The sequence below is a fragment of the Acidovorax sp. GW823-FHT02H02 genome, from assembly GCF_058797075.1.
In genome coordinates this window covers 247,384-268,967 of sequence record NZ_JBXAJH010000003.1, presented here as the reverse complement: position 1 = coordinate 268,967, position 21,584 = coordinate 247,384, and the positions used below count along the sequence as shown (strand labels likewise).

At 66.5% G+C, this 21,584-nt stretch carries 27 protein-coding genes; 14 read left to right on the top strand and 13 right to left on the bottom strand.

Going from position 1 to position 21,584, the window contains the following annotated elements; genetic code table 11:
• Window positions 1-25 precede the first annotated feature (25 nt).
• On the bottom strand, window positions 26-775 hold the full coding sequence (locus tag AC1RDS_RS04855) for an SIR2 family NAD-dependent protein deacylase (RefSeq protein ID WP_287880029.1): 750 nt from the start codon (window positions 773-775) through the stop codon (window positions 26-28).
• A 169-nt stretch (window positions 776-944) separates the two neighbouring features.
• On the bottom strand, window positions 945-1,547 hold the full coding sequence (locus tag AC1RDS_RS04850) for a TetR/AcrR family transcriptional regulator (protein WP_051248663.1): 603 nt from the start codon (window positions 1,545-1,547) through the stop codon (window positions 945-947).
• A 207-nt stretch (window positions 1,548-1,754) separates the two neighbouring features.
• Here AC1RDS_RS04850 and AC1RDS_RS04845 point away from each other — a divergent pair, with 207 nt between their 5' ends.
• The 6 genes from AC1RDS_RS04845 (at window position 1,755) to AC1RDS_RS04820 (ending at window position 4,780) form a co-directional block, all read left to right on the top strand.
• Window positions 1,755-2,258 (top strand): VOC family protein, encoded by a 504-nt coding sequence (locus AC1RDS_RS04845; protein WP_244273668.1) that lies wholly within the window; start codon window positions 1,755-1,757, stop codon window positions 2,256-2,258.
• 37 nt (window positions 2,259-2,295) lie between these two features.
• Window positions 2,296-2,733 (top strand): VOC family protein, encoded by a 438-nt coding sequence (locus AC1RDS_RS04840; RefSeq protein WP_092698141.1) that lies wholly within the window; start codon window positions 2,296-2,298, stop codon window positions 2,731-2,733.
• A 16-nt stretch (window positions 2,734-2,749) separates the two neighbouring features.
• Window positions 2,750-3,196: an SRPBCC family protein gene (locus AC1RDS_RS04835; RefSeq protein ID WP_092698142.1), complete on the top strand. Its 447-nt coding sequence runs from the start codon at window positions 2,750-2,752 to the stop codon at window positions 3,194-3,196.
• 69 nt (window positions 3,197-3,265) lie between these two features.
• The gene (locus AC1RDS_RS04830; protein WP_092698143.1) at window positions 3,266-3,928 is read left to right on the top strand and encodes a dihydrofolate reductase family protein; all 663 of its coding nucleotides are present in this window, start codon (window positions 3,266-3,268) and stop codon (window positions 3,926-3,928) included.
• Window positions 3,929-3,953: 25 nt separating this feature from the next.
• The gene (locus AC1RDS_RS04825) at window positions 3,954-4,364 is read left to right on the top strand and encodes an SRPBCC family protein (protein WP_092698253.1); all 411 of its coding nucleotides are present in this window, start codon (window positions 3,954-3,956) and stop codon (window positions 4,362-4,364) included.
• Between the two features lie 29 nt (window positions 4,365-4,393).
• Complete coding sequence (locus tag AC1RDS_RS04820) at window positions 4,394-4,780, top strand: VOC family protein (RefSeq protein WP_092698144.1); 387 nt, start codon at window positions 4,394-4,396, stop codon at window positions 4,778-4,780.
• 19 nt (window positions 4,781-4,799) lie between these two features.
• Here AC1RDS_RS04820 and rlmB read toward each other — a convergent pair whose 3' ends face one another.
• Entirely contained in the window at window positions 4,800-5,549 is a 750-nt protein-coding gene (gene rlmB, locus AC1RDS_RS04815) for a 23S rRNA (guanosine(2251)-2'-O)-methyltransferase RlmB (protein ID WP_092698145.1), read from the bottom strand.
• A 291-nt stretch (window positions 5,550-5,840) separates the two neighbouring features.
• On the opposite strand from rlmB, the gene sstT reads away from it, so the two are divergent.
• Window positions 5,841-7,067: a serine/threonine transporter SstT gene (sstT, locus tag AC1RDS_RS04810; protein ID WP_287880250.1), complete on the top strand. Its 1,227-nt coding sequence runs from the start codon at window positions 5,841-5,843 to the stop codon at window positions 7,065-7,067.
• Between the two features lie 13 nt (window positions 7,068-7,080).
• Here sstT and AC1RDS_RS04805 read toward each other — a convergent pair whose 3' ends face one another.
• On the bottom strand, window positions 7,081-7,773 hold the full coding sequence (locus AC1RDS_RS04805; RefSeq protein ID WP_287880252.1) for an ABC transporter ATP-binding protein: 693 nt from the start codon (window positions 7,771-7,773) through the stop codon (window positions 7,081-7,083).
• A 15-nt stretch (window positions 7,774-7,788) separates the two neighbouring features.
• Here AC1RDS_RS04805 and AC1RDS_RS04800 point away from each other — a divergent pair, with 15 nt between their 5' ends.
• Window positions 7,789-8,469: an arylesterase gene (locus AC1RDS_RS04800; protein WP_092698148.1), complete on the top strand. Its 681-nt coding sequence runs from the start codon at window positions 7,789-7,791 to the stop codon at window positions 8,467-8,469.
• Between the two features lie 15 nt (window positions 8,470-8,484).
• Here AC1RDS_RS04800 and AC1RDS_RS04795 read toward each other — a convergent pair whose 3' ends face one another.
• The 4 genes from AC1RDS_RS04795 to AC1RDS_RS04780 form a co-directional block, all read right to left on the bottom strand.
• Window positions 8,485-8,673, bottom strand: coding sequence for a hypothetical protein (locus AC1RDS_RS04795; RefSeq protein ID WP_092698150.1), 189 nt, complete (start codon window positions 8,671-8,673; stop codon window positions 8,485-8,487).
• A 55-nt stretch (window positions 8,674-8,728) separates the two neighbouring features.
• On the bottom strand, window positions 8,729-9,526 hold the full coding sequence (locus tag AC1RDS_RS04790) for a DUF2189 domain-containing protein (protein WP_287880256.1): 798 nt from the start codon (window positions 9,524-9,526) through the stop codon (window positions 8,729-8,731).
• Window positions 9,527-9,672: 146 nt separating this feature from the next.
• On the bottom strand, window positions 9,673-10,920 hold the full coding sequence (locus AC1RDS_RS04785; RefSeq protein ID WP_287880258.1) for a PLP-dependent transferase: 1,248 nt from the start codon (window positions 10,918-10,920) through the stop codon (window positions 9,673-9,675).
• Between the two features lie 81 nt (window positions 10,921-11,001).
• Entirely contained in the window at window positions 11,002-11,490 is a 489-nt protein-coding gene (locus AC1RDS_RS04780) for a BON domain-containing protein (RefSeq protein ID WP_092698154.1), read from the bottom strand.
• A 169-nt stretch (window positions 11,491-11,659) separates the two neighbouring features.
• On the opposite strand from AC1RDS_RS04780, the gene AC1RDS_RS04775 reads away from it, so the two are divergent.
• A complete protein-coding gene (locus AC1RDS_RS04775; RefSeq protein ID WP_092698156.1) occupies window positions 11,660-13,336 on the top strand; it encodes a SulP family inorganic anion transporter in 1,677 nt (558 codons plus the stop codon).
• Window positions 13,337-13,545: 209 nt separating this feature from the next.
• Window positions 13,546-14,313 carry a sulfurtransferase gene (locus AC1RDS_RS04770; protein ID WP_092698158.1) on the top strand — a complete coding sequence of 256 codons (768 nt, stop codon included), beginning with the start codon at window positions 13,546-13,548 and terminating at the stop codon, window positions 14,311-14,313.
• Window positions 14,314-14,389: 76 nt separating this feature from the next.
• On the opposite strand, the gene AC1RDS_RS04765 is transcribed toward AC1RDS_RS04770, so the two are convergent.
• From AC1RDS_RS04765 to AC1RDS_RS04745, 5 genes are all read right to left on the bottom strand, one after another.
• Window positions 14,390-15,319, bottom strand: coding sequence for a pirin family protein (locus AC1RDS_RS04765; protein ID WP_092698160.1), 930 nt, complete (start codon window positions 15,317-15,319; stop codon window positions 14,390-14,392).
• Window positions 15,316-15,723 carry an OsmC family protein gene (locus AC1RDS_RS04760; protein WP_092698162.1) on the bottom strand — a complete coding sequence of 136 codons (408 nt, stop codon included), beginning with the start codon at window positions 15,721-15,723 and terminating at the stop codon, window positions 15,316-15,318. Before AC1RDS_RS04760 ends, AC1RDS_RS04765 begins: the two co-directional genes overlap by 4 nt.
• Before the next feature lie 26 nt (window positions 15,724-15,749).
• Window positions 15,750-16,310, bottom strand: a complete 561-nt coding sequence (locus tag AC1RDS_RS04755) for a flavodoxin family protein (RefSeq protein WP_092698164.1) — start codon at window positions 16,308-16,310, stop codon at window positions 15,750-15,752.
• A gap of 74 nt (window positions 16,311-16,384) precedes the next feature.
• Window positions 16,385-16,798 carry a DoxX family protein gene (locus tag AC1RDS_RS04750; protein ID WP_092698166.1) on the bottom strand — a complete coding sequence of 138 codons (414 nt, stop codon included), beginning with the start codon at window positions 16,796-16,798 and terminating at the stop codon, window positions 16,385-16,387.
• Between the two features lie 41 nt (window positions 16,799-16,839).
• Entirely contained in the window at window positions 16,840-17,541 is a 702-nt protein-coding gene (locus AC1RDS_RS04745) for a pirin family protein (protein WP_092698168.1), read from the bottom strand.
• A 105-nt stretch (window positions 17,542-17,646) separates the two neighbouring features.
• On the opposite strand from AC1RDS_RS04745, the gene AC1RDS_RS04740 reads away from it, so the two are divergent.
• The 4 genes from AC1RDS_RS04740 (at window position 17,647) to trmB (ending at window position 21,553) form a co-directional block, all read left to right on the top strand.
• The gene (locus AC1RDS_RS04740) at window positions 17,647-18,585 is read left to right on the top strand and encodes a LysR family transcriptional regulator (RefSeq protein WP_287880269.1); all 939 of its coding nucleotides are present in this window, start codon (window positions 17,647-17,649) and stop codon (window positions 18,583-18,585) included.
• Window positions 18,586-18,660: 75 nt separating this feature from the next.
• Complete coding sequence (locus tag AC1RDS_RS04735; protein ID WP_287880271.1) at window positions 18,661-19,803, top strand: NAD(P)/FAD-dependent oxidoreductase; 1,143 nt, start codon at window positions 18,661-18,663, stop codon at window positions 19,801-19,803.
• Window positions 19,800-20,798, top strand: a complete 999-nt coding sequence (gene gluQRS / locus AC1RDS_RS04730) for a tRNA glutamyl-Q(34) synthetase GluQRS (protein WP_287880274.1) — start codon at window positions 19,800-19,802, stop codon at window positions 20,796-20,798. The genes AC1RDS_RS04735 and gluQRS overlap by 4 nt, the downstream gene beginning before the upstream one ends.
• On the top strand, window positions 20,795-21,553 hold the full coding sequence (gene trmB, locus AC1RDS_RS04725) for a tRNA (guanosine(46)-N7)-methyltransferase TrmB (RefSeq protein WP_092698176.1): 759 nt from the start codon (window positions 20,795-20,797) through the stop codon (window positions 21,551-21,553). Before gluQRS ends, trmB begins: the two co-directional genes overlap by 4 nt.
• Window positions 21,554-21,584: the final 31 nt, after the last annotated feature.

The following is a 21,584-nucleotide window of genomic DNA, read 5'->3' as shown; positions in this document are numbered from 1 at the left end:
ATAGCGCCTGGATGGCAAACCCGCATCAGGCAGCCGCCAGCAAGACCGGCAACACGCTGGCGGCCGTGCCACGCAGCAGCACATGGGCCACATCGTCGAGGGCGCTGGCGGCCGGGTTGACGATAACCACGCGAGCACCCGCCTGGCGCGCCACTTGCGCCAACCCCGCCGCCGGGTACACGGCCCCCGCCGTGCCCACCACCAGCATCAGGTCGCAGGCACGGGCGGCCTGCTGAGCCGCCTCCAGCGTGGCGTACGGCAGGGCCTCGCCAAACCACACCACACCCGGGCGCAGCAGGTTGCCGCAGCGGCTGCAATACGGCGGGTGGCCGGTGGCAGCGTGGTCGATATGGCAGCAGTTGCGCGGGGTGTCGAGCCAGCGGTTGGCAAAAATGTCGCCATGCAGGCACAGCACGCCGGTGCTGCCCGCGCGCTGGTGCAGGCCGTCCACGTTCTGGGTGATGAGCGTCAGCCGGCCGGGGTAGTGGCGCTGAAAATCCGCCAGCGCCACATGCCCTGCATGGGGCTGCACACCCGCCAGCAGGTTGCGCCGGTGCTGGTACCAGTCCCACACGCGCCCCGGGTGGGCACGAAAGCCGGCCTCGGTTGCCATGTCTTCGGCGCGAAACTGCGCCCAGTAGCCGGTGGGTGTATCGCGAAAGGTGGGTACACCCGATTCGGCACTGATGCCGGCACCGGTCAGCACGGCAATGTGGCCTGCGCCCTGCAGCCATTGCCGCACCTCGCCAGCACCTGCAGGAAAAACGATGTTCATGCGCGCAGCTTATCAAGCCGGGACGGGCGGCGGCGATGGCCTCTGGCGGTGCGGGAGGGTGCCATGCGCGGACCGTTCCTTCGGATCCCTTCTCCCACGCACCGCCCGGCCATGGCTGACAGCGTTCACGCAGCGCAAGCGGTTGTTTTTCTGTCGCTGCCTGGAGCGCTCAGCCCGCCAGCCCCTGCTCCACCATCGCCACGGCGCGCTGGGCCATGGCTTCGGTCTGCGCGGCGCTCAGCGCGCGCAGCGGGCCGTCGAGCGCCAGCATGGCCAGGCCGTGCACTGCCGACCAGGCCAGAAACTCGGCGCCCGGGCGTTGTGCCGCGCCCAGTGCGCCGGCAGCCACCATGTCGTCGAGGGTGCCGCAGAGGATCTCGAACGGATCGCGCCCGCTGTCGCCGCGGAAGTCGTCGCGGCTGCCGTTGGCCACGTCGAAGGGCTGGGCTACGAATGCCGTGCGAAACAGCCCCGGCTCGGCCAGCGCAAAGCGCACGTAGCCCGTACCCACGGCCTTGAAGGCGGCACGCGCCCGAGCCACCGGTGCGCTCAGGTGGCGCGTGGCGCGGTCGATCTCGGCCTCCATGGCGCGTGCCATCAAGCCCAGTGCGGCGCCGCGCACGGCGTCAAGCAGCGCCGCGTGGCCGGCGAAGTGGCGGTAGGCGGCGTTGGGCACCACACCGGCGCGGCGTGTGGCCTCGCGCAATACCAGCGCCGCTGGCCCGCCCTCGCGCACCAGCGCAATGCCTGCGTCAAGCAGCGCGCGACGCAGGTCGCCATGGCGGTAGGTGGGCCGCCGCGCGGTCTGGCCCGCGGGTGCGGCAGGAGTGGGGGGAGTGAGAGGAACCGGAAGTGAAGCGCTCAAGATGGCATCCCTGTTCTGCGAAGGGTTTAATGTGGACGCTGTACATTTTACGGCAGAATGAAGTGGACGTCGTACACATATTGCTCCATTGGCCGTTTCACAAAGGAGACTCGCATGGATTCCAACCGCAGGATGACTCCACCCAAGAACACCATCTGCCTCTGGTACGACAACGATGCTGAAGCAGCAGCGCGGTTCTACGCCAGCACCTTTGCCGATTCGGCCGTCGGTGCCATCCACCGCGCGCCGGGTGACTATCCCGCAGGCAAGGCGGGCGACGTGCTGGTGGTCGAATTCACCGTGCTGGGCTTGCCCTGCATGGGCCTCAACGGTGGACCGGGCGTCCAGCACAGCGAGGCGTTCTCGTTCCAGGTGTCCACCGCCGACCAGGCCGAAACCGACCGCTACTGGAACGCCATCGTTGGCCACGGGGGCCAGGAAGTGGAATGCGGCTGGTGCCGCGACAAGTGGGGCATCTCCTGGCAGATTACACCGGTGGTGCTGGCCCAGGCCTGGACCCACCCCGACCGCGCGGCCGCCAAGCGCGCCTTCGACGCCATGATGACCATGAAGAAGATCGACGTCGCCGCTATCGAGGCCGCGGTGGCGGGCCGCTGACGCGCCGTACCTCAACCCTGTGCAACCCGGAGGCAGCATGCAATTCACCCCTTACCTCCATTTCGACGGCAACTGCCGCGAGGCTTTTGCCTTCTACAAGGATCTGTTCAAGGGCACCGTGGTGCACCAGAGCAGCTTCGGCGAGATGCCGCCGGACCCGCAGAACCCGCCGATCCCGCCCGAGGCGAAAGACCGCCTGATGCACGTGCACCTGCAGGTCGGCGCGCAGGCGCTGATGGGCTCCGACGCCATGCCCGGCGCCAGCGACGCGTGCGCTGGCGGCTATGCCAGACCGCAAGGCCTGTGGGTGTCGATCCAGGTGGCCGATGCAGTCGAGGGTCGGCGCGTGTTCGATGCGCTGGCGCAGGACGGCCAGGTGACCATGCCGTTCGACAAGACCTTCTGGTCGGCCGGCTTCGGCATGGTGACCGACCGCTTCGGCACGCCGTGGATGGTCAACGTGAACGCCACTTGAAACGGGAGAACCGATCATGCCCACTGGAACCATCCGCCTGCACCGCGTGCTGCGCACCACGCCCGACAAGGTCTACCGCGCCTTCACCTACGGCGCGGCCCTGGCCAAATGGCTGCCGCCCTACGGCTTCGTCTGCCACGTCCATCAGTTCGATGGCCAAGTGGGTGGCAGCTTCAGGATGTCGTTCGAGAACTTCTCCAGCGGCCACCGCCATTCGTTCGGTGGCGAATACCTGAAGCTGGTCCCCGGCGAGCTGGTGGAGTACACCGACCGCTTCGACGACCCCAACCTGCCCGGCCAGATGCACGTGACCGTGAAGCTGCGCGCCGTGTCGTGCGGCACCGAGCTGGACATCGAGCAGGCCGGAATCCCCGAGGCGATCCCGGTCGAGATGTGCTACCTGGGCTGGCAGGAATCGCTGCTGCAGCTGGCGGCGCTGGTCGAGCCGGACATTCCGGGTTGATGGCTGCCGCGCACCAGACCGAGGCTGCATGCCCGACGCCAATCAGGTGCCGAAACCGAGGAAAAAACGATGACAAGTGTTCGCGTGGAAAGCTTCACCCTCTCGCTCGACGGCTACGGCGCCGGCCCGGACCAGAGCCTTGATGATCCGCTCGGCATCGGTGGAACGGAACTGCACCAGTGGCTGCTGCCGACCCGCACGCTCCAGCGCACACTGTTCGGCCAGGACGGTGGCACCACGGGGGTGGACGATGATTTCGCCGCGCGCGGCTTTCAGAACGTCGGCGCCTGGATTCTGGGGCGCAACATGTTCGCCCCCTTCCGCGGCGACTGGCAGGACAAGACCTGGAAAGGCTGGTGGGGCGAGGACCCGCCCTACCACGTTCCGGTCTTCATCCTGACCCACCATGCACGGCCGCCGATCGAGATGGAAGGCGGCACGACTTTCCACTTCGTCACCGGCGGCATCCATGAGGCGCTCGACCGTGCGCGCGATGCCGCTGCCGGCAAGGACGTGCGGATCGGCGGCGGGGCCAACACCATCCGGCAGTACCTGCGTGAAGGCCTCATCGACGAACTGCACATCGCCATCGCGCCGGTCTTGCTCGGCCGGGGAGAGCCGCTGTTCCAGGGGCTCGACCTGCGGGCGCTGGGCTACGAATGCGTGCGGTTCGTGGCGTCGGACAAGGCCACGCATGCCGTCCTGCGGCGCCACGCTTATACAGGCGCCTGAGCAGGCGCCGTCGAAAGGCATGACCATGAAGATCACCATCGAAACCACTGTCCATGCGCCCATCGACCGCGTATGGGCCACCTGGAATGACCCGCGCGCCATCGAGCAGTGGAACGCGGCCTCGCCCGACTGGCACACGCCGCGCGCCAGCGTCGATCTGCGCGAAGGTGGCAAGTTCTGCGCGCGCATGCAGGCGCGGGACGGCAGCGTCGGCTTCGACTTCGAGGGCACCTACACCCTGGTCGCACCGCAGCGCCTGATCGAATACACCCTGGGCGACGGGCGCGCGGTGCGGGTCGAGTTCATTCCAGTGGCCAATGGCATCACGGTGCGCGAGTCCTTCGACGCCGAGGACAGCCACGGCGCCGAACAGCAGCGCCAGGGCTGGCAGGCCATTCTGGACAACTTTGCGCGGCACGTCGAGCACCGCGCCTGATTCACCCCCAGCAACGCAAGGAGCAACCCATGAAACCCAATCCCGTCGTCTGGTTCGAGATCCACGTGCAGGACATGGCCCGCGCTCGCAAGTTCTACGAAGCGGTGTTCCAGTGCCAGCTGGAGACGCTGAAATCACCCGCGGGCGAAGCCAGCGGCATGCAGATGCTGTCCTTCCCCGGCGACATGACCACCATGGGCGCCAGCGGCACGCTGGTCAAGATGGAAGGAGTGCCCTCTGGTGGTGGCGGCACGCTGGTCTACTTTGCCTGCGAGGATTGCGCTGTCGAACAAGGCCGGGCCGAGAAAGCCGGTGGCAAGGTGTTCAAGCCCAAATTTTCGATCGGTGAGTATGGCCACTGCGCCCTGGTGACCGACACCGAGGGCAACATGATCGGCCTGCATTCGATGCAATGACGCAGGCCGTACGGGCTTGCTAGCCGCCCCGCTGCCGCAGCGCTTCGTACAGGCACACGCCGCTGGCCACCGACACGTTGAGGCTCTCCACCGCGCCCTTCATGGGGATGCTGACCAGTTCGTCGCAGGTCTTGCGCGTGAGCTGGCGCATGCCGTCGCCCTCGGCGCCCAGCACCAGGGCCACGGGGCCTTTCAGATCGACCTGGTACACGGTTTTGGGCGCGTCGTCGCTGGTGCCGATGCACCAGATGTTGCGCTCCTTGAGCTCATTGAGGGTGCGCGAGAGATTGGTGACCATGAAGTACGGCATGGTCTCGGCCGCACCGCTGGCCACCTTGGCCACGGTGGCATTGATGCCCACGGCGTGGTCCTTGGGGGCAATGACGGCATGGGCACCCGCACCGTCCGCCACGCGCAGGCAGGCGCCCAGGTTGTGCGGGTCGGTCACGCCGTCGAGCACCAGCAGCAGGGGCTGCTCGATGCCGGCGGCTTCGAGGTTTTCCAGCAGTTCGTCGAGCGAGGCGACCTGGGCCACGGGCTCCACCCGCGCGGCCACGCCCTGGTGGCCGTGGCTGCCGGCCAGCTTGGCAATGCGCACGCTGTCGGCCTCGATCAGGCGCGCACCGGCCTCGCGGGCGCGGTCGAGAAACTGTCGCATGCGGGCGTCGCGCCGCGTGGCTTCGTAGTAAATCTCGATGATGGATTGCGGCGCGGTCTTCAGACGCACGCCCACGGCGTGAAAGCCGAAGAGAACTTTGGGGCTGGACATGGGGGGATTATCCGGGCATTGCCAGGTCCACAGGTTGACGCGCACCCGGTCACCGGCCAAACCACGGCATCTTGCGCTCGAAGGTCTTGCGCCAAGGGTTTGCCCTCGTGCGCCTAAAATCGCGCCTTTCCATTGCTCGATCCGCAGGCGGCGTTGCTCTCTTTTGCGCCGATTCCTGTGTGCCGGTGTGGCTTTGCGGGCTGGCATCACGCCAGCCCTTTCGATTGGGGGGCGGCTGTTTTTTGCATTTGTTGCCGCACCCACTGGCCTGTTTTACCTTTGCTCAACACCATGATTCTTCACCCGCTTCACTGGGTACAGCGCACAAGCCTGGTCACGCAGATTGTGATAGCCCTGTTTGCAGGCATTGCTCTGGCCGTGTTCCTTCCGGCCGCCACACCCAAGGTGGCCATTCTGGGCACGCTGTTCATTTCTGCCCTCAAGGCCGTAGCCCCCGTGCTGGTGTTCAGCTTGGTGATTTCCGCCATCAGCAACCACAAGCCCGGCGAAGCCACCCACATGCGACCGGTGCTGTTTTTGTACCTGGTGGGCACGCTGGCGGCGTCCGTCGTGGGCGTCACGGCCAGCCTGTGGTTTCCGTCCACCCTGGCGCTGCAGGCGCCTGCGAATGCGGCCAATGGCCCAACGAACATCCAGGATGTGCTGCTGGCGCTGCTCATGAACGTGGTGGACAACCCCGTGCGGGCTCTGATGAATGCCAACTACATCGGCATCCTCGCCTGGGCGGTGGGCCTTGGGCTGGCCATGCGACACGCCAGCGCAGGCACGCGCGCCGTCATGCACGATGTGTCGGCCAGCATCTCCACCATCATCCAGGTCGTGATCCGCTTTGCGCCCCTGGGCATTCTGGGCCTGGTGGCCAGCACCTTCGCGGAAGCCGGCACGCAGGCGCTGTGGGGCTATGCGCACCTGCTGGCCGTGTTGCTGGGCTGCATGGTGTTTGTGGCGCTGGCGGTCAATCCGCTCATCGTCTTTCTGGCGCTGCGCGTCAATCCCTATCCGCTGGTATTCACCTGCCTGCGCGAAAGCGGCGTGACGGCGTTCTTCACGCGCAGCTCGGCGGCCAACATCCCCATCAACCTCGCGCTGGCCAAACGCCTGAACCTGAACGAAGACACCTACAGCATCGCCATTCCACTGGGCGCAACCATCAACATGGCCGGTGCGGCCATCACCATCAGCGTGCTGTCGCTGGCGGCAGCGCACACCCTGGGCATTGCGGTGGACGCACCGACCGCCCTGCTGCTGTGCGTGGTGGCGGCCGTGTGCGCCTGTGGCGCCTCGGGCGTGGCCGGCGGCTCGCTGCTGCTGATTCCGCTGGCGTGCAGCCTGTTCGGTATCAGCAACGATGTGGCCATGCAGGTCGTGGCCATCGGCTTCATCATCGGCATCCTGCAGGACTCGGCCGAGACAGCACTCAATTCATCCACCGATGTGCTGTTCACGGCCGTGGCCTGCCGCTGGGCAGATCCAGCGCACAAACACCCGGCCCCCTGAAGCGTCGGCGGGGTCAGGGACTGACCTGGCCGGCCACGATGCTGATGAGGCGGTCGCAGCGCTGGGCAATGGCACGATCGTGCGTGACCAGTACCAGCGTGGTGCCTTGCTCGCGGTTGAGGTCAAACATCAGCTGCATGATGGTCTCGCCGGTCGCGAAATCGAGGCTTCCGGTGGGCTCGTCGGCCAGCAGCACGGCCGGCCGCATCACGAAAGCGCGCGCCAGCGCCACGCGCTGTTGCTCCCCGCCGCTGAGCACCTTGGGGTAATGCCCCAGGCGCTGTCCCAGCCCGACATGCCTGAGCATCTCGGTGGCGGCCGCGCGGGCATCGCTGCGATTGGCCAGTTCGAGTGGCAGCATGACGTTTTCGAGCGCCGTGAGGTTGCCCATGAGCTGGAAACTCTGGAAAACGAAGCCCACCTTTTGCGCGCGCAGCGCGGCGCGGCCGTCTTCGCCCAGCGCAAACAGATCCTGGCCATCGAGCCGCACGGTGCCGCGCGTGGGGGTGTCAAGACCCGCAATGATGGACAGCAGGGTGCTTTTGCCCGAGCCTGATGCGCCGACAATCGCCACGGTTTCCCCAGGCGCCAGGCGGAAATCGATATCCCGCAGAATGTCCAGCGTACCGGTGGAGTCGGTCACCGACTTGAATACATGCTCGACCGCAATAATGGGTGTGGCAGGCGTGGGGGAGGTTTCGGACATGAAAGGCTTTTTATTGTGATTTGCGATCTGCATCGACGCCACTTTATCCTGACAGCAGCAGCCGGCGCACTGGTGGGCCTTTGCACCCCTGTGGCCATGGCACAACCGGGCGGCAAGGTACAGACAGCCTCGGCGCGGCCCAAGGTCATCCTGGTGCTCGGTGACTCGCTCAGCGCCGAATACGGCCTGGCGCGCGGCACCGGCTGGGTGGCTTTGCTGGAAAAGCGCCTGGCGCAGGAAAAGATCGCAGCCACCGTGGTGAATGCCAGCGTGAGTGGAGAAACCACCTCCGGCGGGCGTTCGCGCCTGGCGGCGCTGCTGGCACAGCACCAGCCCAGCCAGGTGGTGATCGAGCTCGGCGGCAATGATGCCCTGCGGGGCCTGCCACTGAAAAATACCGAGGAAAACCTGGCGTGGATGGTGCAGGCAGCGCAGAAATCGGGAGCCAAGGTACTGCTGGTGGGAATGCAGGTGCCGCCCAACTACGGTACCGACTACGCCAACCGTTTTGCGTCCACCTTTGCGGCGGTAGCCAAGGCGCACAAGGCGGGTGTGGTGCCGTTTTTCCTCAAGGGCGTGGCCGATGGGCCCGACCCTACCCGGCTGTTCCAGCCAGACCGCATCCACCCGCGCGCCGAGGCGCATCCACAGATGCTGGCCAACGTGTGGCCGGAACTCCAGAAGCTCTTGCGTTAAGAGCCCTGGAAAAAATCAATGGCCGGCAGGCTCCGAAGGTTCGGCGGGTGCGGGAGAGGCAAACGCTGCAGGCCCGCCGACCGGCTGGTCTTGTTGCGGCTCATCGGGCCTGCGCTGGGTTTTGGCTTTGAGCTTCTCTTCCTTTTTTTGCTTTTTGGCGAGCTCGCGCTGGCGCTTTTCGTATCCGTAGTTGGGTGTTGCCAAGGTATTTGCTTCCTGAAGTAGGAGTCCACTTTAACAGTTTGCCCTCAGGGCGCCCTCAAACCGCCACGCGTGGCACAGAAGACACCGCCGCGCGATAGGCATGCCAGCTGGCATGGCCCAGCACCGGGCCAGCGAGCAGCAGGCCGGCCCCCCACAGCCACAGCGACACGGCGACGATCAGCGTGATCAACAGCCCCCACAACAGCATGACGGCGGAATTCTCCAGCACCACCCGCATGCTGGTGATGCCCGCGGTCAGCGCATCGGTGTCACGGTCCAGGATCATCGGAATGGAAACCACCGAAGTCGAGAAAACGAGCGCAGCAAAGGCACCGCCCACCACCAGATAAACGCCGACAAAGCCCCAGTTCTGGGGGTTGAAGATGGCCGCCATCACCCCGGTGGTGGAAGGCATGCCGGTATTGAAGAACACGGCAAACACCACCAGCGATGCCCTGCCCCACAGCAGCTCCAGCACCACCAGCACCAGCACCAGCATGCCCATGCTGCCCATGTGACTGTCCCAGCAGGTGATGGATTGCCCCAGATCGGACGGCTGGCCCGCCTCGCGGCGCCGGCTGGTGTCATACAGGCCCATCGCCAGAAATGGCCCCAGCAGCAGGCATCCGCTGGCCAGCGACATGGTGTATTCGGGCCGCGTGCGAAACACCCAGCCCAGCACCAGCGCCATGCCCCAGAAAAATGCGCCATAAAAAAGGGCAATGCCCGGGGCGGCGGCGACATCCTGCATGCCCTTGCGCAACCAGCGAAAAGGATCGGTCAGGCGCAGGGGGTTGAGCGTGATCGCCACGGCTGTGGCAGGTGGAACCTGGGCGGAGGGATGTGCGGACATGGCGGTAATGGCAACAAGTTGCGGAGACGGGCTGGGTCGGTGGGCGCAACGCCCGTTGATATATGTCAACACCCTAAGCCACCTGCCCGCCACGCGCCACTGAGGAAACTACCACCCCAGCGGCCAGCCCCCGTGCCATCAGGCCATCAGACCGCGCCGAAAGCCCGGGCCATGGCCTGCTGCAAATCCTGGCGGAGGTCTTCCACCTCCTCCAGCCCCACAGAAAAGCGCACCAGCGTGCCAGGCTGCAGGTGCGGCACAGGGCGGCTGCGCATGGACGCCAGCTGGTAGGGCACCACCAGGCTCATGGGGCCGCCCCAGCTGTAGCCCAGCTTGAATAGGCGCAGGCCGTCGCAGAACGCATCGACCTGGGCCTGGCTGTAGCGCGCATCGATCATCACGCTGAACAAGCCAGCCGCAGCGCCGTCGCCATGGTTGGCAGCGCCGCACAGGGCCCGCCAGTGGGCGTGGCCCGGGGCGCCGGGCAGTGCCGGGTGCAGCACCTGGGCCACGGCGCTCTGCTGCCGCATCCACAGCGCCAGCTGGCGTGCCGCCGCGTCGTGCGCGCGGTAACGCAAGCCTATGCTGGGCAGGGCACGCAGCACGGCTTCTGCGTCGTTGGCGGCAATGCCCAGGCCCAGCCGCATGTGCGTGAGCTTGATTTTCATGTGCAGGGCCAGGTCGCGCGTGATGACACTGCCCATCAGCACATCGCCACCGCCGCTGGGGTATTTGGTGAGCGCATGGACCGATACATCGACCGCCAGGCTGCCGCTGCCATCCCCGCCCAGATCGAAGGGCGCAAACGCCAGGCCGGCGCCCCAGGTGTTGTCGAGTGCCGACATCACACCCCGGGCACGGCAGATACGCACCTGTTCGCAGAGATCGGGAAACTCCATGGTCACCGACCCGGGTGCTTCCAGCCACACCAGCCGGGTTTCCGAAGTGATGCGCGCGGCCAGATCCGTGGGATCGAGGGGGTCATACAGTACGTGACGAATGCCGAAACGGGCCAGCTCCCCGTTGGCCAGATCCTTGCTGGGGCCGTAGGCATTGTCTGGAATCAGGACTTCATCCCCGGGCCGGAGCAAGGCCAGCGCCACGTTGGCAATCGCCGCCAAGCCGCTGGGAACCAGCACGCACTGCAGCCCGCCCTCCAGCGCGCACAGGCGCTCTTCCAGGATGAAGGTGGTGGGCGTGCCGTGCAGGCCATAGGTGTAGCCGCTCTTGTCTTTCCATTCGCGCGACCGCATCGCCGCCACGTTGGGAAAAATGACGGTGGAGGCCTTGAAAACGCCAGGCTGGGGTGCGACAAACCCGGCGGGAGGTGTGTAGGCGTGGTGGACGATGCGGGTGGCGGGGCCGAAAGCGTTGTCTTCATTCATGCCTGGCATGGTAGCGCGCGACAGCACCGTCCGACTGCCGCACGTCCGCGCCAAAGCGCATCCCCAGCGGCGCCCCCAGGATGCCGGATATCAGCTGGCGACCTTGAGGTTGTTGGTCACCGACATCACACCCTTGACGCCTTTGGCGATGGTTTCAGCACGCTCGCGGGCGCTTGCATTGGGTGCGGGGCCTGTGAGCGTGACGGCACCGGCACGGGTGTCCACATCGATCTTGAACGCACTCAGGTCGGGGTCCTTGGCCAGGCCGGCAGACACTTGCACCGTGATGGTGGCGTCATCCACGGCACCCATCGCGGCACTGCCCATTTCCTGAGCGCCCGACTGCACCTTGGCGGCACCTTCCTCCACCTTGGTTTCCGCATTCTTGAGTGCGCTTTCGGCCTTTGTCTGCGCCTCTGCGGCTGCCTGTTCGGTTTTCTGCACAGCGGAATCGAGCTTTTGTCCCACGGTGGGTTCCTCCTGCTTGCTGCAGGCGGCCAGCCCAAACGCCAGGGCACTGGCACCGAGAATGGTCCAGATGCGCTGCGAGCTGCTGTGCGGGAAATGGCGAATATTCATGTGCGACTCCTTAAAGATGGTGTGAATGTAGGCAAGCTACACACCCGCCAGGGTCGGAAAGCGCCGAATGGACTGTAGGACAACATCGCCAGTCACTACCCTCCCGCAGAGGGAGCGCGCAGCGCGGCGCGCAAGGCGCCGAGCCCGCACAACAGCGACAATAGTGGGGATGTCGATTCACCCTTTGTCCCGCTGGCTGCCTTTTCTGGCCTGGCCGCGCCCTGACCGCGCCTTGCTCAGGGGGGAGTTCTGGGCCGGCATGACCGTGGGCCTGATGCTGGTGCCGCAGGGCGTTGCCTACGCCGCCCTGGCGGGTATGCCGCTGGTAACAGGCATCTATGCCTCCCTCGTACCGGCGCTGGTGGCCGTGCTGTTCAGCGCTTCCACGCGCCTGGGAGTGGGGCCCACGGCCCTCACCAGCCTGTTGATCGGCGCGTCGCTCTCGGGCCTGGCCGAGCCCGGCAGCGCGCAGTGGGTGGCCATGGCCGCCTGGATGGCGATCCTGTCGGGCCTGCTGCAGCTGGTGATGGGACTGGCGCGCTTTGGCTGGCTGCTCAACCTCGTGACCTCGCCGGTGCTCAACGGCTTCACCCAGGCGGCGGCGCTGCTGATTCTGTCGTCTCAGCTCGGCGCGCTGACAGGTCTGCGCTCCGATCTGGGGGCCTTGTGGACGACCCCCTCGCTGGGCCACTTCGACCTGACCGCAGCAGCCTTCGGGCTGGGCAGCCTGGTGTTACTGATGCTGGCGCGCAGGCTGCGTCCGGGTTTTCCGGCCGCGATCGTGGTGCTGGGGGCGGCCGGGGCCCTCAGCTGGGCCCTGGGCTACGCCGAGGCCGACGGCGCAGTGGTGGGCGCCTTGCCTGCCGGCCTGCCCAGCCTTTACTGGCCGGGCGTCCTGCCCTGGTCCAGCTTTGCGGCCCTGGTGATGCCGGTGCTGGTGGTCACGCTGGTGAGCTTCCTGGAGACAGCGTCCAGTGCCAAGGTGGACAGCCAGCGCTCGGGCGAGCGCTGGAACGAGAACCAGGACCTGATCGGCCAAGGCCTGGCCAAGATCAGCAGCGGCCTGTGCGGCAGTTTCGCCACCAGCGCCTCGTTCTCGCGCTCGGCCATCAACCTGTATGCCGGGGCCCGCAGCGGCTGGGCCACCGTGTTTGCCATCGCGCTGGTGCTGGTGGTGCTGCTGTGGCTGACCCCAGCGCTCTACCATGTGCCGCAATCGGTGCTGGCAGCCGTGGTGGTGACAGCCGTCACCAGCCTGATCCAACCCGCCAGCTTCCTGCGGCTGTGGCGCATTTCCCGCGTCGAGGCGGTCATCTCCGGCATCACCTTTGGCCTGACGCTGGCCACGGCCCCCCGCATGTACTGGGGTGTGCTGGTGGGCCTGCTGATGAACCTGAGCCATTTCCTCTACCAGCGCCTGCACCCGCGCATCATCGAAGTGGGGCTGCATCCCGACGGCAGCCTGCGCGACCGGCACCTGTGGCAACTGCCGGCACTGGCGCCGCACCTGCTGGCCTTGCGCATGGACGCCGAACTCGACTTTGCCTCCGCCAGCGCACTCGAACGCCGGGTGATGGACCACCTGGCTGCACACCCCGATGTGGTGCATGTCTGCCTGCTGGCCCAGCCCATCAACCGCATTGACATGACCGGTGTGGAAACCTTCGCCAACCTGCTGGCCACCATGCGCACCCGAACAGGCACGCTGCATCTGAGCGGCCTCAAGCTTCCGGTGGAGCAGGTGCTGCGCCGCGCAGGGGTGCTGGCGCCCGGCGCGGGGCTGGCCATGTACCGCACCGATGCCGAGGCCCTGCGTGCACTGCAGCAACTGAAGGTTATGCAATGAGCGACGTGCTGCCCCCTTCATCCAGCCACCCAACCCCCTCCGTAGCGCCCACTGCAAAAGCGCTGCTGCGGACACCGGGCTGTGCCGCGTCACCGGCCCTTGCCCAGCTGGCCAGCAAGATCGAATCCCCGCTGCGGGTACCCAACGCCGGAGAGTGACCCCGGCGCAGTGCCCGGATGCGGGCCAGGTGCCATCGCGAAATTTCTGCCATGAATACTGTTCTGAACATCTCCTGCTACAAGTTCGTGCCCCTGCCGGATGCAGCGGCATTGCGCGATCTTCTGCACGAGCGCGCCCTGGCCGCTGCGCTCAAGGGCACCATCTTGCTGGCCCATGAAGGCATCAACATGTTTCTGGCGGGCCCGGCAGCGGCGGTGCACGGCTTTGTCGATGCCCTGCGCACCGACCCGCGCTTTGCCGACCTCGCCCCCAAGGAGAGCTGGTCGGACACCGTGCCGTTTCGCAAGATGCTCGTCAAGGTCAAGCGCGAGATCATCCGCATGGACCACCCCGCGATCCAGCCCTCCGAGGGCCGGGCGCCTGCCGTCACGCCGGCCACCCTGCGCCGCTGGCTGGAACAGGGCCATGACGACACGGGCCGCCCCGTGGTGACGCTGGACACGCGCAACGCCTTCGAGGTGGATGAAGGCACATTCGACAACGCCATCGACTGGCGTATCGACAAATTCACCGAGTTCCCCCCGGCGCTGCGGGCCCACAAGAGTGATCTGGCGGACAAGACGGTGGTGAGCTTTTGCACGGGCGGCATCCGCTGCGAAAAGGCCGCCATCCTGATGCGCGAAGAGGGCCTCACCCACGTGTACCAGCTCGAAGGCGGCATCCTGAAATATTTCGAGGAAACAGATGGCGCGCACTACCACGGCGGCTGTTTCGTGTTCGACGAGCGCCGCACGCTGGCCACCGACCTGTCCTCCGGCACCCTGCGCACCGCGCCTGAAAACGCTATTGAGAAGTGAGCAGAAAGCGCTTATCCCATAAGCGCTAGACCCTTATTTCATCAAAATACGCTCGCGCGCGGCCTGGCCACCGGCATCAGGGTTTGAAACGGCGCTCGGGCAATGGAATCCACTCCACCTCGCCCGGCACCTTGCCCATAGCCTGGTCTTCCCAGTCCTGCGCCGCCTGCACGATGCGCTCCTTGCGGCTGGAGACAAAGTTCCACCACATGTGGCGCGGCCCATCCAGCGGTGCACCACCGATGACCACGATGCGCGCACCAGCACCTGGAGGGGTCGGCGGGCTGGTCACGGCGTCTGCCGGGCAGCGCACCGTGGTGCCCTGCCCCTGGGGCAGAACGCCCAGGGTGAGCGCCGGCAGGGGCGCGGCCTCGCCGTCGAGCAACAGGTCGGCATTCACGCTGTAGATCGCCATTTCGGGGGCCAGCGCGGGCAGATCCAGAGCGGCACCAGCGGGCAGTTGCACGTCCAGGTACAGCGTGGGGGCGAAAGTAGCCACGGGGGAGGTCTGCCCAAAAGCGGTGCCAATGAGCACACGCACCACGGCGTCGCCCACGCGCACCTCGGGGATGGCCTCGGCGGGCGTGTGCACAAAGGCGGGCGCCACCTCCTCGTGCTCACGCGGCAGCGCAGCCCACAGCTGCACGCCATGGTTCACGTAGTCGCGACCGGCCAGGGTCTCGGGGCGGCGCTCGGAATGCACGATGCCACGCCCCGAGGTCATCCAGTTGATGGCGCCGGGCTCGATCTGCTGCAGGGAACCCAGGCTGTCGCGGTGCATCATCGCACCCTCGAACTGATACGTCACCGTGGCCAGGCCGATGTGTGGATGCGGGCGCACGTCGTACTCGTCCCGCGGGTGCACCGTGACGGGGCCAAAGTGGTCAAAGAACAGAAAAGGCCCTACGGTCCTGCGCTGCAGCGAAGGCAGCAGGCGGCGCACAGTGAAGCCACCGCCCAGATCCTTGTCGTGCCCCTTCAGCCGCAGGAGAGGTTCGCCGCTCATGCCATGCGCTCCACGGTGGTGGTGATTTCCGTGGTGACGGCCGTCATGAGCTTGTGCACCGGGCATTTGTGCGCCACGGCCTGCAGCTCCTGCAGCTGGGCGTCGCTGAGATCCCCGCTGATCTGCATGCGGGCCGCAAGGCGGTAGGTGCCCGCGCGTTCGGCCGACGCGTCGCGCTCGATCACCGTGCGCACGTCGGTCACCGGGATGCCCTTGCGGCGCGCATACCAGAGCACGGTAAGGGCCTTGCACGAACCCAGCGCCGCGTCATACAGGTCGTGCGGATTGGGGCCGGCGTCGTCTCCACCCTCTTCGGCAGTGCCATCGACCACCAGCGCGTGGCTGCGGATGGTCAGCGTCTGCGCCATGGGCGCGGATGTGATGCGATTGAGCTCAATGGCCATTTCGGACTCCAAAAGGGTTCAGTGGATCAGGAACCAAGCCGCGCCGCAACCGCTGCCACGCGCTGGCCCAGCCGCCGGCCGGTTTCCAGGTCGCCGGCAAACATCTCGGACGCAGAGGCATCGGAGGGCGACTGTGCCATGGCTCCGCTGAACGCACCCAGCCAGTTCACATCGCTGCGCGTGGCCGCTTTCGCATTGGCGGGCAGGGTCCCCGCGCCCACCCACAGGCCACCGTGCTGCATGGCCAGATGGAACAGATAGTCCAGCGTGATCTGCTTGTCGCCACTGGGGCTGGCGCTGTTGGTGAAGCCCGCAAACAGCTTGTCTTTCCAGGCCTGGTTGTACCAGGGCCTGGACGAGGCATCCGCAAATTTCTTGAACTGCCAGCTGGGGCCCGCCATGTAGGTCGGGGAACCCAGGATGATGGCCTGGGCGGCCAGCAGGGTGTCCCAGCCGCCTTCGGGCAGGTTGCCGTCGGCATCAATCGCGATGAGCTGGGCATCGGCACCGGCGCCGTCGGCCACGGCCTGCGCCAGGCGCTGGGTGTGGCCATAGCCCGAGTGATAAACCACTGCAATCAGGGACATGGAGGGTGGTGCTTTCTGCGTGGAAACAAGAACTCCGGACCCCGCCCAGGGGACGGGGGCCGGACCATCGAGGCTCAGCGGCCTTCGCGCTGGCCGTCAACGCTCCAGGCGCCGGCACCAAACGCCGTCAGCGCCAGCAAGCCACCCACCACGGCGATGTTCTTGAAGAACAGCAGCTGCGTGATCATTACTTGATCGGCTGGCACCGCCCAGTAGGGATGAAAGGAGAAGCTGGCCACCAGCGTGAAGAAGGCCAGAACCAGCGCGGCAAAGCGCGTGCCAAAGCCCACGATCAGCGCCAGGCTGCCCACCACCTCGACCACTGCGGCAACGGCCGCCGCCACGGTGGGCATGGGCAGCCCCACCGAAGAGATATAGCCCACCGTGCCGGCAAAGCCGGTGAACTTGCCAATGCCCGCGGGCAGAAACAGCACGGCGAACAGCAGGCGAGACACAAGGGCCAGGGGATTTTGCAGAGAAGAAAGCATGGTGGACTCCTGAAAAAGATGAAGGAAAAAAACTCAATAACTCAAGCGGCCAGATCAAACACCAACACCTCGGCGTCGTGGCCATCGGTCAACGCCAGGGAGGACTCGTTTTCAAGCAGCGCGGCATCGCCGCCGGCCAATGGCTGGCCATTGACACGCAGCGCACCGCGCACCAGGTGCACATAGGTCTTGCGAGCCGGGTTCAGGGGCTGGGTGACGGCCTCCAGGCCATCCAGCAGCCCGGCATACAGCGCGGCATCGGCATGCACCACGACCGAGCCCTGCGCACCATCGGGAGATGCCACCAGCCGCAGCACACCGCGCTTTTCAGCGTCGGCAAAAGTCTTTTGCTCGTAGCTGGGCGCAATGCCCCGCACGTTGGGCAGGATCCATATCTGCAGGAAATGCGTGGTCTGGCCGGCAGCATGGTTGAACTCGCTGTGCGTCACGCCAGTGCCGGCGCTCATGCGTTGGACATCGCCCGGGGGAATGCCCTTCACGTTGCCCATGCTGTCCTTGTGGGCCAATTCTCCCGACAGCACATAGCTGATGATTTCCATGTCGCGGTGGCTGTGGGTACCAAAGCCGGTGCCGGATGCAATGCGGTCTTCGTTGATGACGCGCAGGTTGCCAAAGCCCATATGGCGGGGATCGTAGTAACCCGCAAACGAGAAACTGTGGAAGGAATTGAGCCAGCCATGGTCGGCGTGGCCCCGGTCTTGCGATTTACGAACAGTCAGCATGGTGATTGCTCCTTTCAAGACTCCACTGTATTGGGCGGGCCGCCATCGCGGAGCCTGCAGGATTGTCGGAATCGTTCAAAATATCTGAACTAATATTTCCGCACCATGCCCCACCCCTACGATGTTCTCACGCCGGACAGCCTTGCCATGCTACAGGTGATTTCGGAAACCGGCAGCTTTGCTGCAGCGGCCCGGCACCTGGGCCTGGTCCCCAGCGCGCTGACCTATCGGGTGCGCCAGATCGAGGACGCCCTGGATGTCCTGCTCTTTGACCGTACGGCCCGCCAGGCGCGGCCCACCGAAGCCGGCGCCGAGCTGCTGCGCGAGGGCGCACGGCTGCTGCGCGAGATCGATGCCGTGGCCAACCGAGTGCGCCGCGTGGCCACGGGCTGGGAACCCCAGTTCACGATTGCCGTGGACGGCGTGGTCTCGCCCCACACCCTGCTGGAGCTCGTGGATGCGTTCTACGCCATGGCCCCGCCCACGCACCTGAAGCTGCGCGACGGCATCATGACCGGCACCCTGGAAGCACTGACATCGGGCAATGCCGACCTGGCCATCGGCGTCTCGGTCGAGGGCTCCAACGTGGCCGGCCTGCAGCAGGGGCTGCTGGGCGAGCTTCTGTTCATTTACGTGGTGGCGCCCCACCACCCGCTGGCCTCGGTGCCCGAACCCATCACCGACGCCACCTTGCTGCAGCACCGCGCCGTGGCCGTGGCCGACTCTGCGCGGCGCGGTGGCGCCACCATGGGCCTGCTGGGCGGGCAGGACGTGCTCACCGTGGACACCATGCAGGCCAAGGTGCAGGCACAGCTGCGCGGCCTGGGCGGCGGCTTTCTGCCCGAACCCATGGTGCGCCCCTACCTGGAAGCCGGCCACCTGGTGGCGCGCCGCGTGGCCCGCCCGGAGCGCAACATGCGCATCCACTACGCATGGGGTGGACCTGGCTTCACGGCGCCCGGGCGGGCACTGCAGTGGTGGCTGAACCAGCTGCAAAGCCCGGCCACGCGCAGGGCCCTGCTGGAAAACCACCACCATTTCTGATGCCCGACCCCGCGCCGGGCGTGTAGAGTGGCCCTTGTCATATTTCTGCAGCCGACCGTCTCCGAAAGGCCTTCCATGACTTCACCTGTTTCCCGCCCCGCCAAACGGCCCCGACGCCCCGGCACCCAGGCATCAGCACCCGCACAACGCCCATCCGGCAAGGCCGCGAAGGCAGCAAAGGCACCGCGCCATTTCGCCATCATTGGCGCCGGCATGGCGGGCGTGGCCTGCGCGCGCACACTGGTGCAAGCGGGCCACCAGGTCACCATTTTTGAAAAATCGCCCCGGGCCGGCGGGCGCACCACCACCATCGATTCGCCGTTCGGCAGCTTCGATGCGGGCGCGCAATATTTCACCGTGCGGGACCCGCGCTTCGCCAAGGCGATCGAAACCGTGCCCGGTCTGTGCCGACCCTGGAGCGCCAACGCCGTGCGCGTGCTCGACGCGGCAGGCCGCGTGGCAGCGGCGGGCCTGCCTACCCGCGAACCACACTGGGTGGCCAGTCCGGGCATGAACGCCCTCGTCACCACCTGGGCCGCCCCGCTGCTGCAGGCCGGCCAGCTCATCACCGACACCCGCGTGAGCAGCATCGAACGCGACCCCCTCAACAACGCCCACTGGCAGCTGCGTACCGAAGGATCCGGCGGCGCACAGCATGTCTACGCCGGCTTCGATGCGGTGCTGCTGGCCCAGCCCGCCACGCCCGCCCAGGCGCTGCTGGCGGCTTCAGCTCTGGACACCCCTCTGACGGCCGCCCTTTCCAGCGTGCACACCGCCCCCTGCTGGACATTGATGCTCGCCTACCCACAGGCCGTGCGCCCGGGCCTGACCACCCTGGGGCCGCAGTGGAACGCCGCGCGCAGCACCCACCACCGCATTGCATGGCTGGCACGCGAGTCGTCCAAACCCGGCCGCACCACCATCGAGCGCTGGACGGTGCAAGCCAGTCCGGCCTGGTCGGCAGAACACCTCGAAGACGATGTGGAGCGCGTGCAATCGAAGCTGCTCAAGGCGTTTGCCGAGGTGACCGGCATCCGTGCGCAACCCGCCCATGCCGACACGCGCCGCTGGCGCTATGCGCAAACCACCCAGCCCCTGGGCCAGAGCCACCTGTGGGATGCCAGCCTGGCCCTGGGCGCCTGCGGCGACTGGTGCCTGGGCCACCGCCTGGAAGATGCCTTTGTGTCCGGTCTGGAGCTGGCACTCGCCGTGGCATGACGCACGGCGAAGGGGCCCAGCGGCAGACCGGCACCTACCAGGGCCGCTTTGCCCCCTCGCCCACCGGCCCGCTGCATGCGGGCTCCTTGGTCGCTGCGCTGGCCAGCTGGCTGGATGCGCGCGCCTGGAATGGCGGCCAAGGCGGGCGCTGGCTGGTGCGCATCGAGGACGTGGACACACCGCGCTGCATTCCTGGCGCTGCCGAGCTCATCCTGCAGCAGCTGGCCACCTGCGGGCTGGTGCCCGATGAACCACCGGTGTGGCAATCGACCCGCGGTGCGCTGTACCAGCAGGCGCTGGAGCAGCTCATCGTGCAAGGCCATGCCTACCCCTGTGCCTGCTCGCGCAAGGACATCGAAGACGCCCACGCGGCGCAAGGCCATGGCCGCGCGCGCCATGCCGCCTTGCCCTACCCCGGCACGTGCCGCCACGGCCTGCGCGGGCGGCCCGCGCGATCCTGGCGTTTCAACGCCACGGATTTCCTGAAAAATCAGCCGCTCGAACCCGTGGATAAGGCGCATTCAGCAATATTTTCAATAGCCAATGACACGGTGCACTGGTCGGACCGCCGCCTCGGCCTGCAGTCACAACAGGTGGCCAGTGCGGTCGGCGACTTTGTGCTGCGCCGCGCCGACGGCCTGTGGGCCTACCAGCTAGCCGTGGTGGTGGACGATGCGGCCCAGCACATCACGCATGTGGTACGCGGCGAAGACCTGGCCGACAACACGCCGCGCCAGATTTTGCTGCAGCAGGCGCTGGGTGTTGCCACGCCCAGCTACCTGCACACCCCGCTGGTCTGCGGCGCCAATGGCGAAAAGCTTTCCAAGCAAAACGGCGCTGCAGCGCTCGATCTTCGCGACCCCTTGCAGGCCCTGGGCGAAGCCGCCCAGGTGCTGGGCCTGCCGGCGCTGGCGCCAGCGCACCAAAAATCACTGCCGCAGGCCCTGGAGATGTGGGTCAACGCCTGGGCGCGAAACTACAATCGACCACCGTGATCGATCCCACCCTTGCCCCAGCCCCCGCGCACCCTGCAGCCACTGCAGCCGATGCGACCGCCGGCACACCACCTGCCGGTGTGGCCTATCCCAAAACCATCAAGAGCTTTGTGCGCCGTGCGGGCCGCACCACCACGGGCCAGGCCAAGGCCTTTGAAGACCTCGGGCCGCGCTTTGTACTGCCTTACAAGGCGGCGCCGCTCGACGCCGATGCCGCTTTTGGCCGCAGCGCCCCGCTGGTGCTCGAAATCGGCTTTGGCATGGGCGAGGCCACGGCCCATATCGCCCGCGTGCGCCCGAACGACAATTTCCTGTGCTGCGAAGTGCACGAGCCCGGTGTCGGCGCCCTGCTCAAGCGCATCGGCGAACAGGGCCTGACCAACATCCGCATCCTGCAGCACGATGCCGTCGAGGTGATCGACCACATGCTCGCGCCCGCGTGCCTGGACGGCATCCATATCTTCTTTCCCGATCCCTGGCACAAGAAAAAGCACAACAAGCGCCGCCTGATCCAGGCACCGCTGGTTGCCAAGCTGGCCGCGCGCCTCAAGCCCGGCGGCTACCTGCACTGCGCCACCGACTGGCAACCCTATGCCGAGCAGATGCTGCAGGTACTGGGCGCAGAGCCGCTGCTCGCCAACACCGCCCAGGGCTTTGCACCGCAACCCGAATACCGCCCCCTGACCAAGTTCGAAAACCGCGGCCTGCGGCTGGGGCACGGCGTCTGGGACGTGGTCTTCGTACGACGCCACTGAGTGCCTGCCCCCACCCGCACCGCGAGCCCCA

What these genes read in the sequence shown, in the direction of transcription:
- AC1RDS_RS04855 (WP_287880029.1), bottom strand. Translation starts at nt 775, where the DNA reads ATGAACATCGTTTTTCCTGCAGGTGCTGGCGAGGTGCGGCAATGGCTG.
- AC1RDS_RS04845 (WP_244273668.1), top strand. Translation starts at nt 1,755, where the DNA reads ATGGATTCCAACCGCAGGATGACTCCACCCAAGAACACCATCTGCCTC.
- AC1RDS_RS04840 (WP_092698141.1), top strand. Translation starts at nt 2,296, where the DNA reads ATGCAATTCACCCCTTACCTCCATTTCGACGGCAACTGCCGCGAGGCT.
- AC1RDS_RS04835 (WP_092698142.1), top strand. Translation starts at nt 2,750, where the DNA reads ATGCCCACTGGAACCATCCGCCTGCACCGCGTGCTGCGCACCACGCCC.
- AC1RDS_RS04830 (WP_092698143.1), top strand. Translation starts at nt 3,266, where the DNA reads ATGACAAGTGTTCGCGTGGAAAGCTTCACCCTCTCGCTCGACGGCTAC.
- AC1RDS_RS04825 (WP_092698253.1), top strand. Translation starts at nt 3,954, where the DNA reads ATGAAGATCACCATCGAAACCACTGTCCATGCGCCCATCGACCGCGTA.
- AC1RDS_RS04820 (WP_092698144.1), top strand. Translation starts at nt 4,394, where the DNA reads ATGAAACCCAATCCCGTCGTCTGGTTCGAGATCCACGTGCAGGACATG.
- rlmB (WP_092698145.1), bottom strand. Translation starts at nt 5,549, where the DNA reads ATGTCCAGCCCCAAAGTTCTCTTCGGCTTTCACGCCGTGGGCGTGCGT.
- sstT (WP_287880250.1), top strand. Translation starts at nt 5,841, where the DNA reads ATGATTCTTCACCCGCTTCACTGGGTACAGCGCACAAGCCTGGTCACG.
- AC1RDS_RS04805 (WP_287880252.1), bottom strand. Translation starts at nt 7,773, where the DNA reads ATGTCCGAAACCTCCCCCACGCCTGCCACACCCATTATTGCGGTCGAG.
- AC1RDS_RS04790 (WP_287880256.1), bottom strand. Translation starts at nt 9,526, where the DNA reads ATGTCCGCACATCCCTCCGCCCAGGTTCCACCTGCCACAGCCGTGGCG.
- AC1RDS_RS04785 (WP_287880258.1), bottom strand. Translation starts at nt 10,920, where the DNA reads ATGCCAGGCATGAATGAAGACAACGCTTTCGGCCCCGCCACCCGCATC.
- AC1RDS_RS04780 (WP_092698154.1), bottom strand. Translation starts at nt 11,490, where the DNA reads ATGAATATTCGCCATTTCCCGCACAGCAGCTCGCAGCGCATCTGGACC.
- AC1RDS_RS04775 (WP_092698156.1), top strand. Translation starts at nt 11,660, where the DNA reads ATGTCGATTCACCCTTTGTCCCGCTGGCTGCCTTTTCTGGCCTGGCCG.
- AC1RDS_RS04770 (WP_092698158.1), top strand. Translation starts at nt 13,546, where the DNA reads ATGAATACTGTTCTGAACATCTCCTGCTACAAGTTCGTGCCCCTGCCG.
- AC1RDS_RS04765 (WP_092698160.1), bottom strand. Translation starts at nt 15,319, where the DNA reads ATGAGCGGCGAACCTCTCCTGCGGCTGAAGGGGCACGACAAGGATCTG.
- AC1RDS_RS04760 (WP_092698162.1), bottom strand. Translation starts at nt 15,723, where the DNA reads ATGGCCATTGAGCTCAATCGCATCACATCCGCGCCCATGGCGCAGACG.
- AC1RDS_RS04755 (WP_092698164.1), bottom strand. Translation starts at nt 16,310, where the DNA reads ATGTCCCTGATTGCAGTGGTTTATCACTCGGGCTATGGCCACACCCAG.
- AC1RDS_RS04750 (WP_092698166.1), bottom strand. Translation starts at nt 16,798, where the DNA reads ATGCTTTCTTCTCTGCAAAATCCCCTGGCCCTTGTGTCTCGCCTGCTG.
- AC1RDS_RS04745 (WP_092698168.1), bottom strand. Translation starts at nt 17,541, where the DNA reads ATGCTGACTGTTCGTAAATCGCAAGACCGGGGCCACGCCGACCATGGC.
- AC1RDS_RS04740 (WP_287880269.1), top strand. Translation starts at nt 17,647, where the DNA reads ATGCCCCACCCCTACGATGTTCTCACGCCGGACAGCCTTGCCATGCTA.
- AC1RDS_RS04735 (WP_287880271.1), top strand. Translation starts at nt 18,661, where the DNA reads ATGACTTCACCTGTTTCCCGCCCCGCCAAACGGCCCCGACGCCCCGGC.
- gluQRS (WP_287880274.1), top strand. Translation starts at nt 19,800, where the DNA reads ATGACGCACGGCGAAGGGGCCCAGCGGCAGACCGGCACCTACCAGGGC.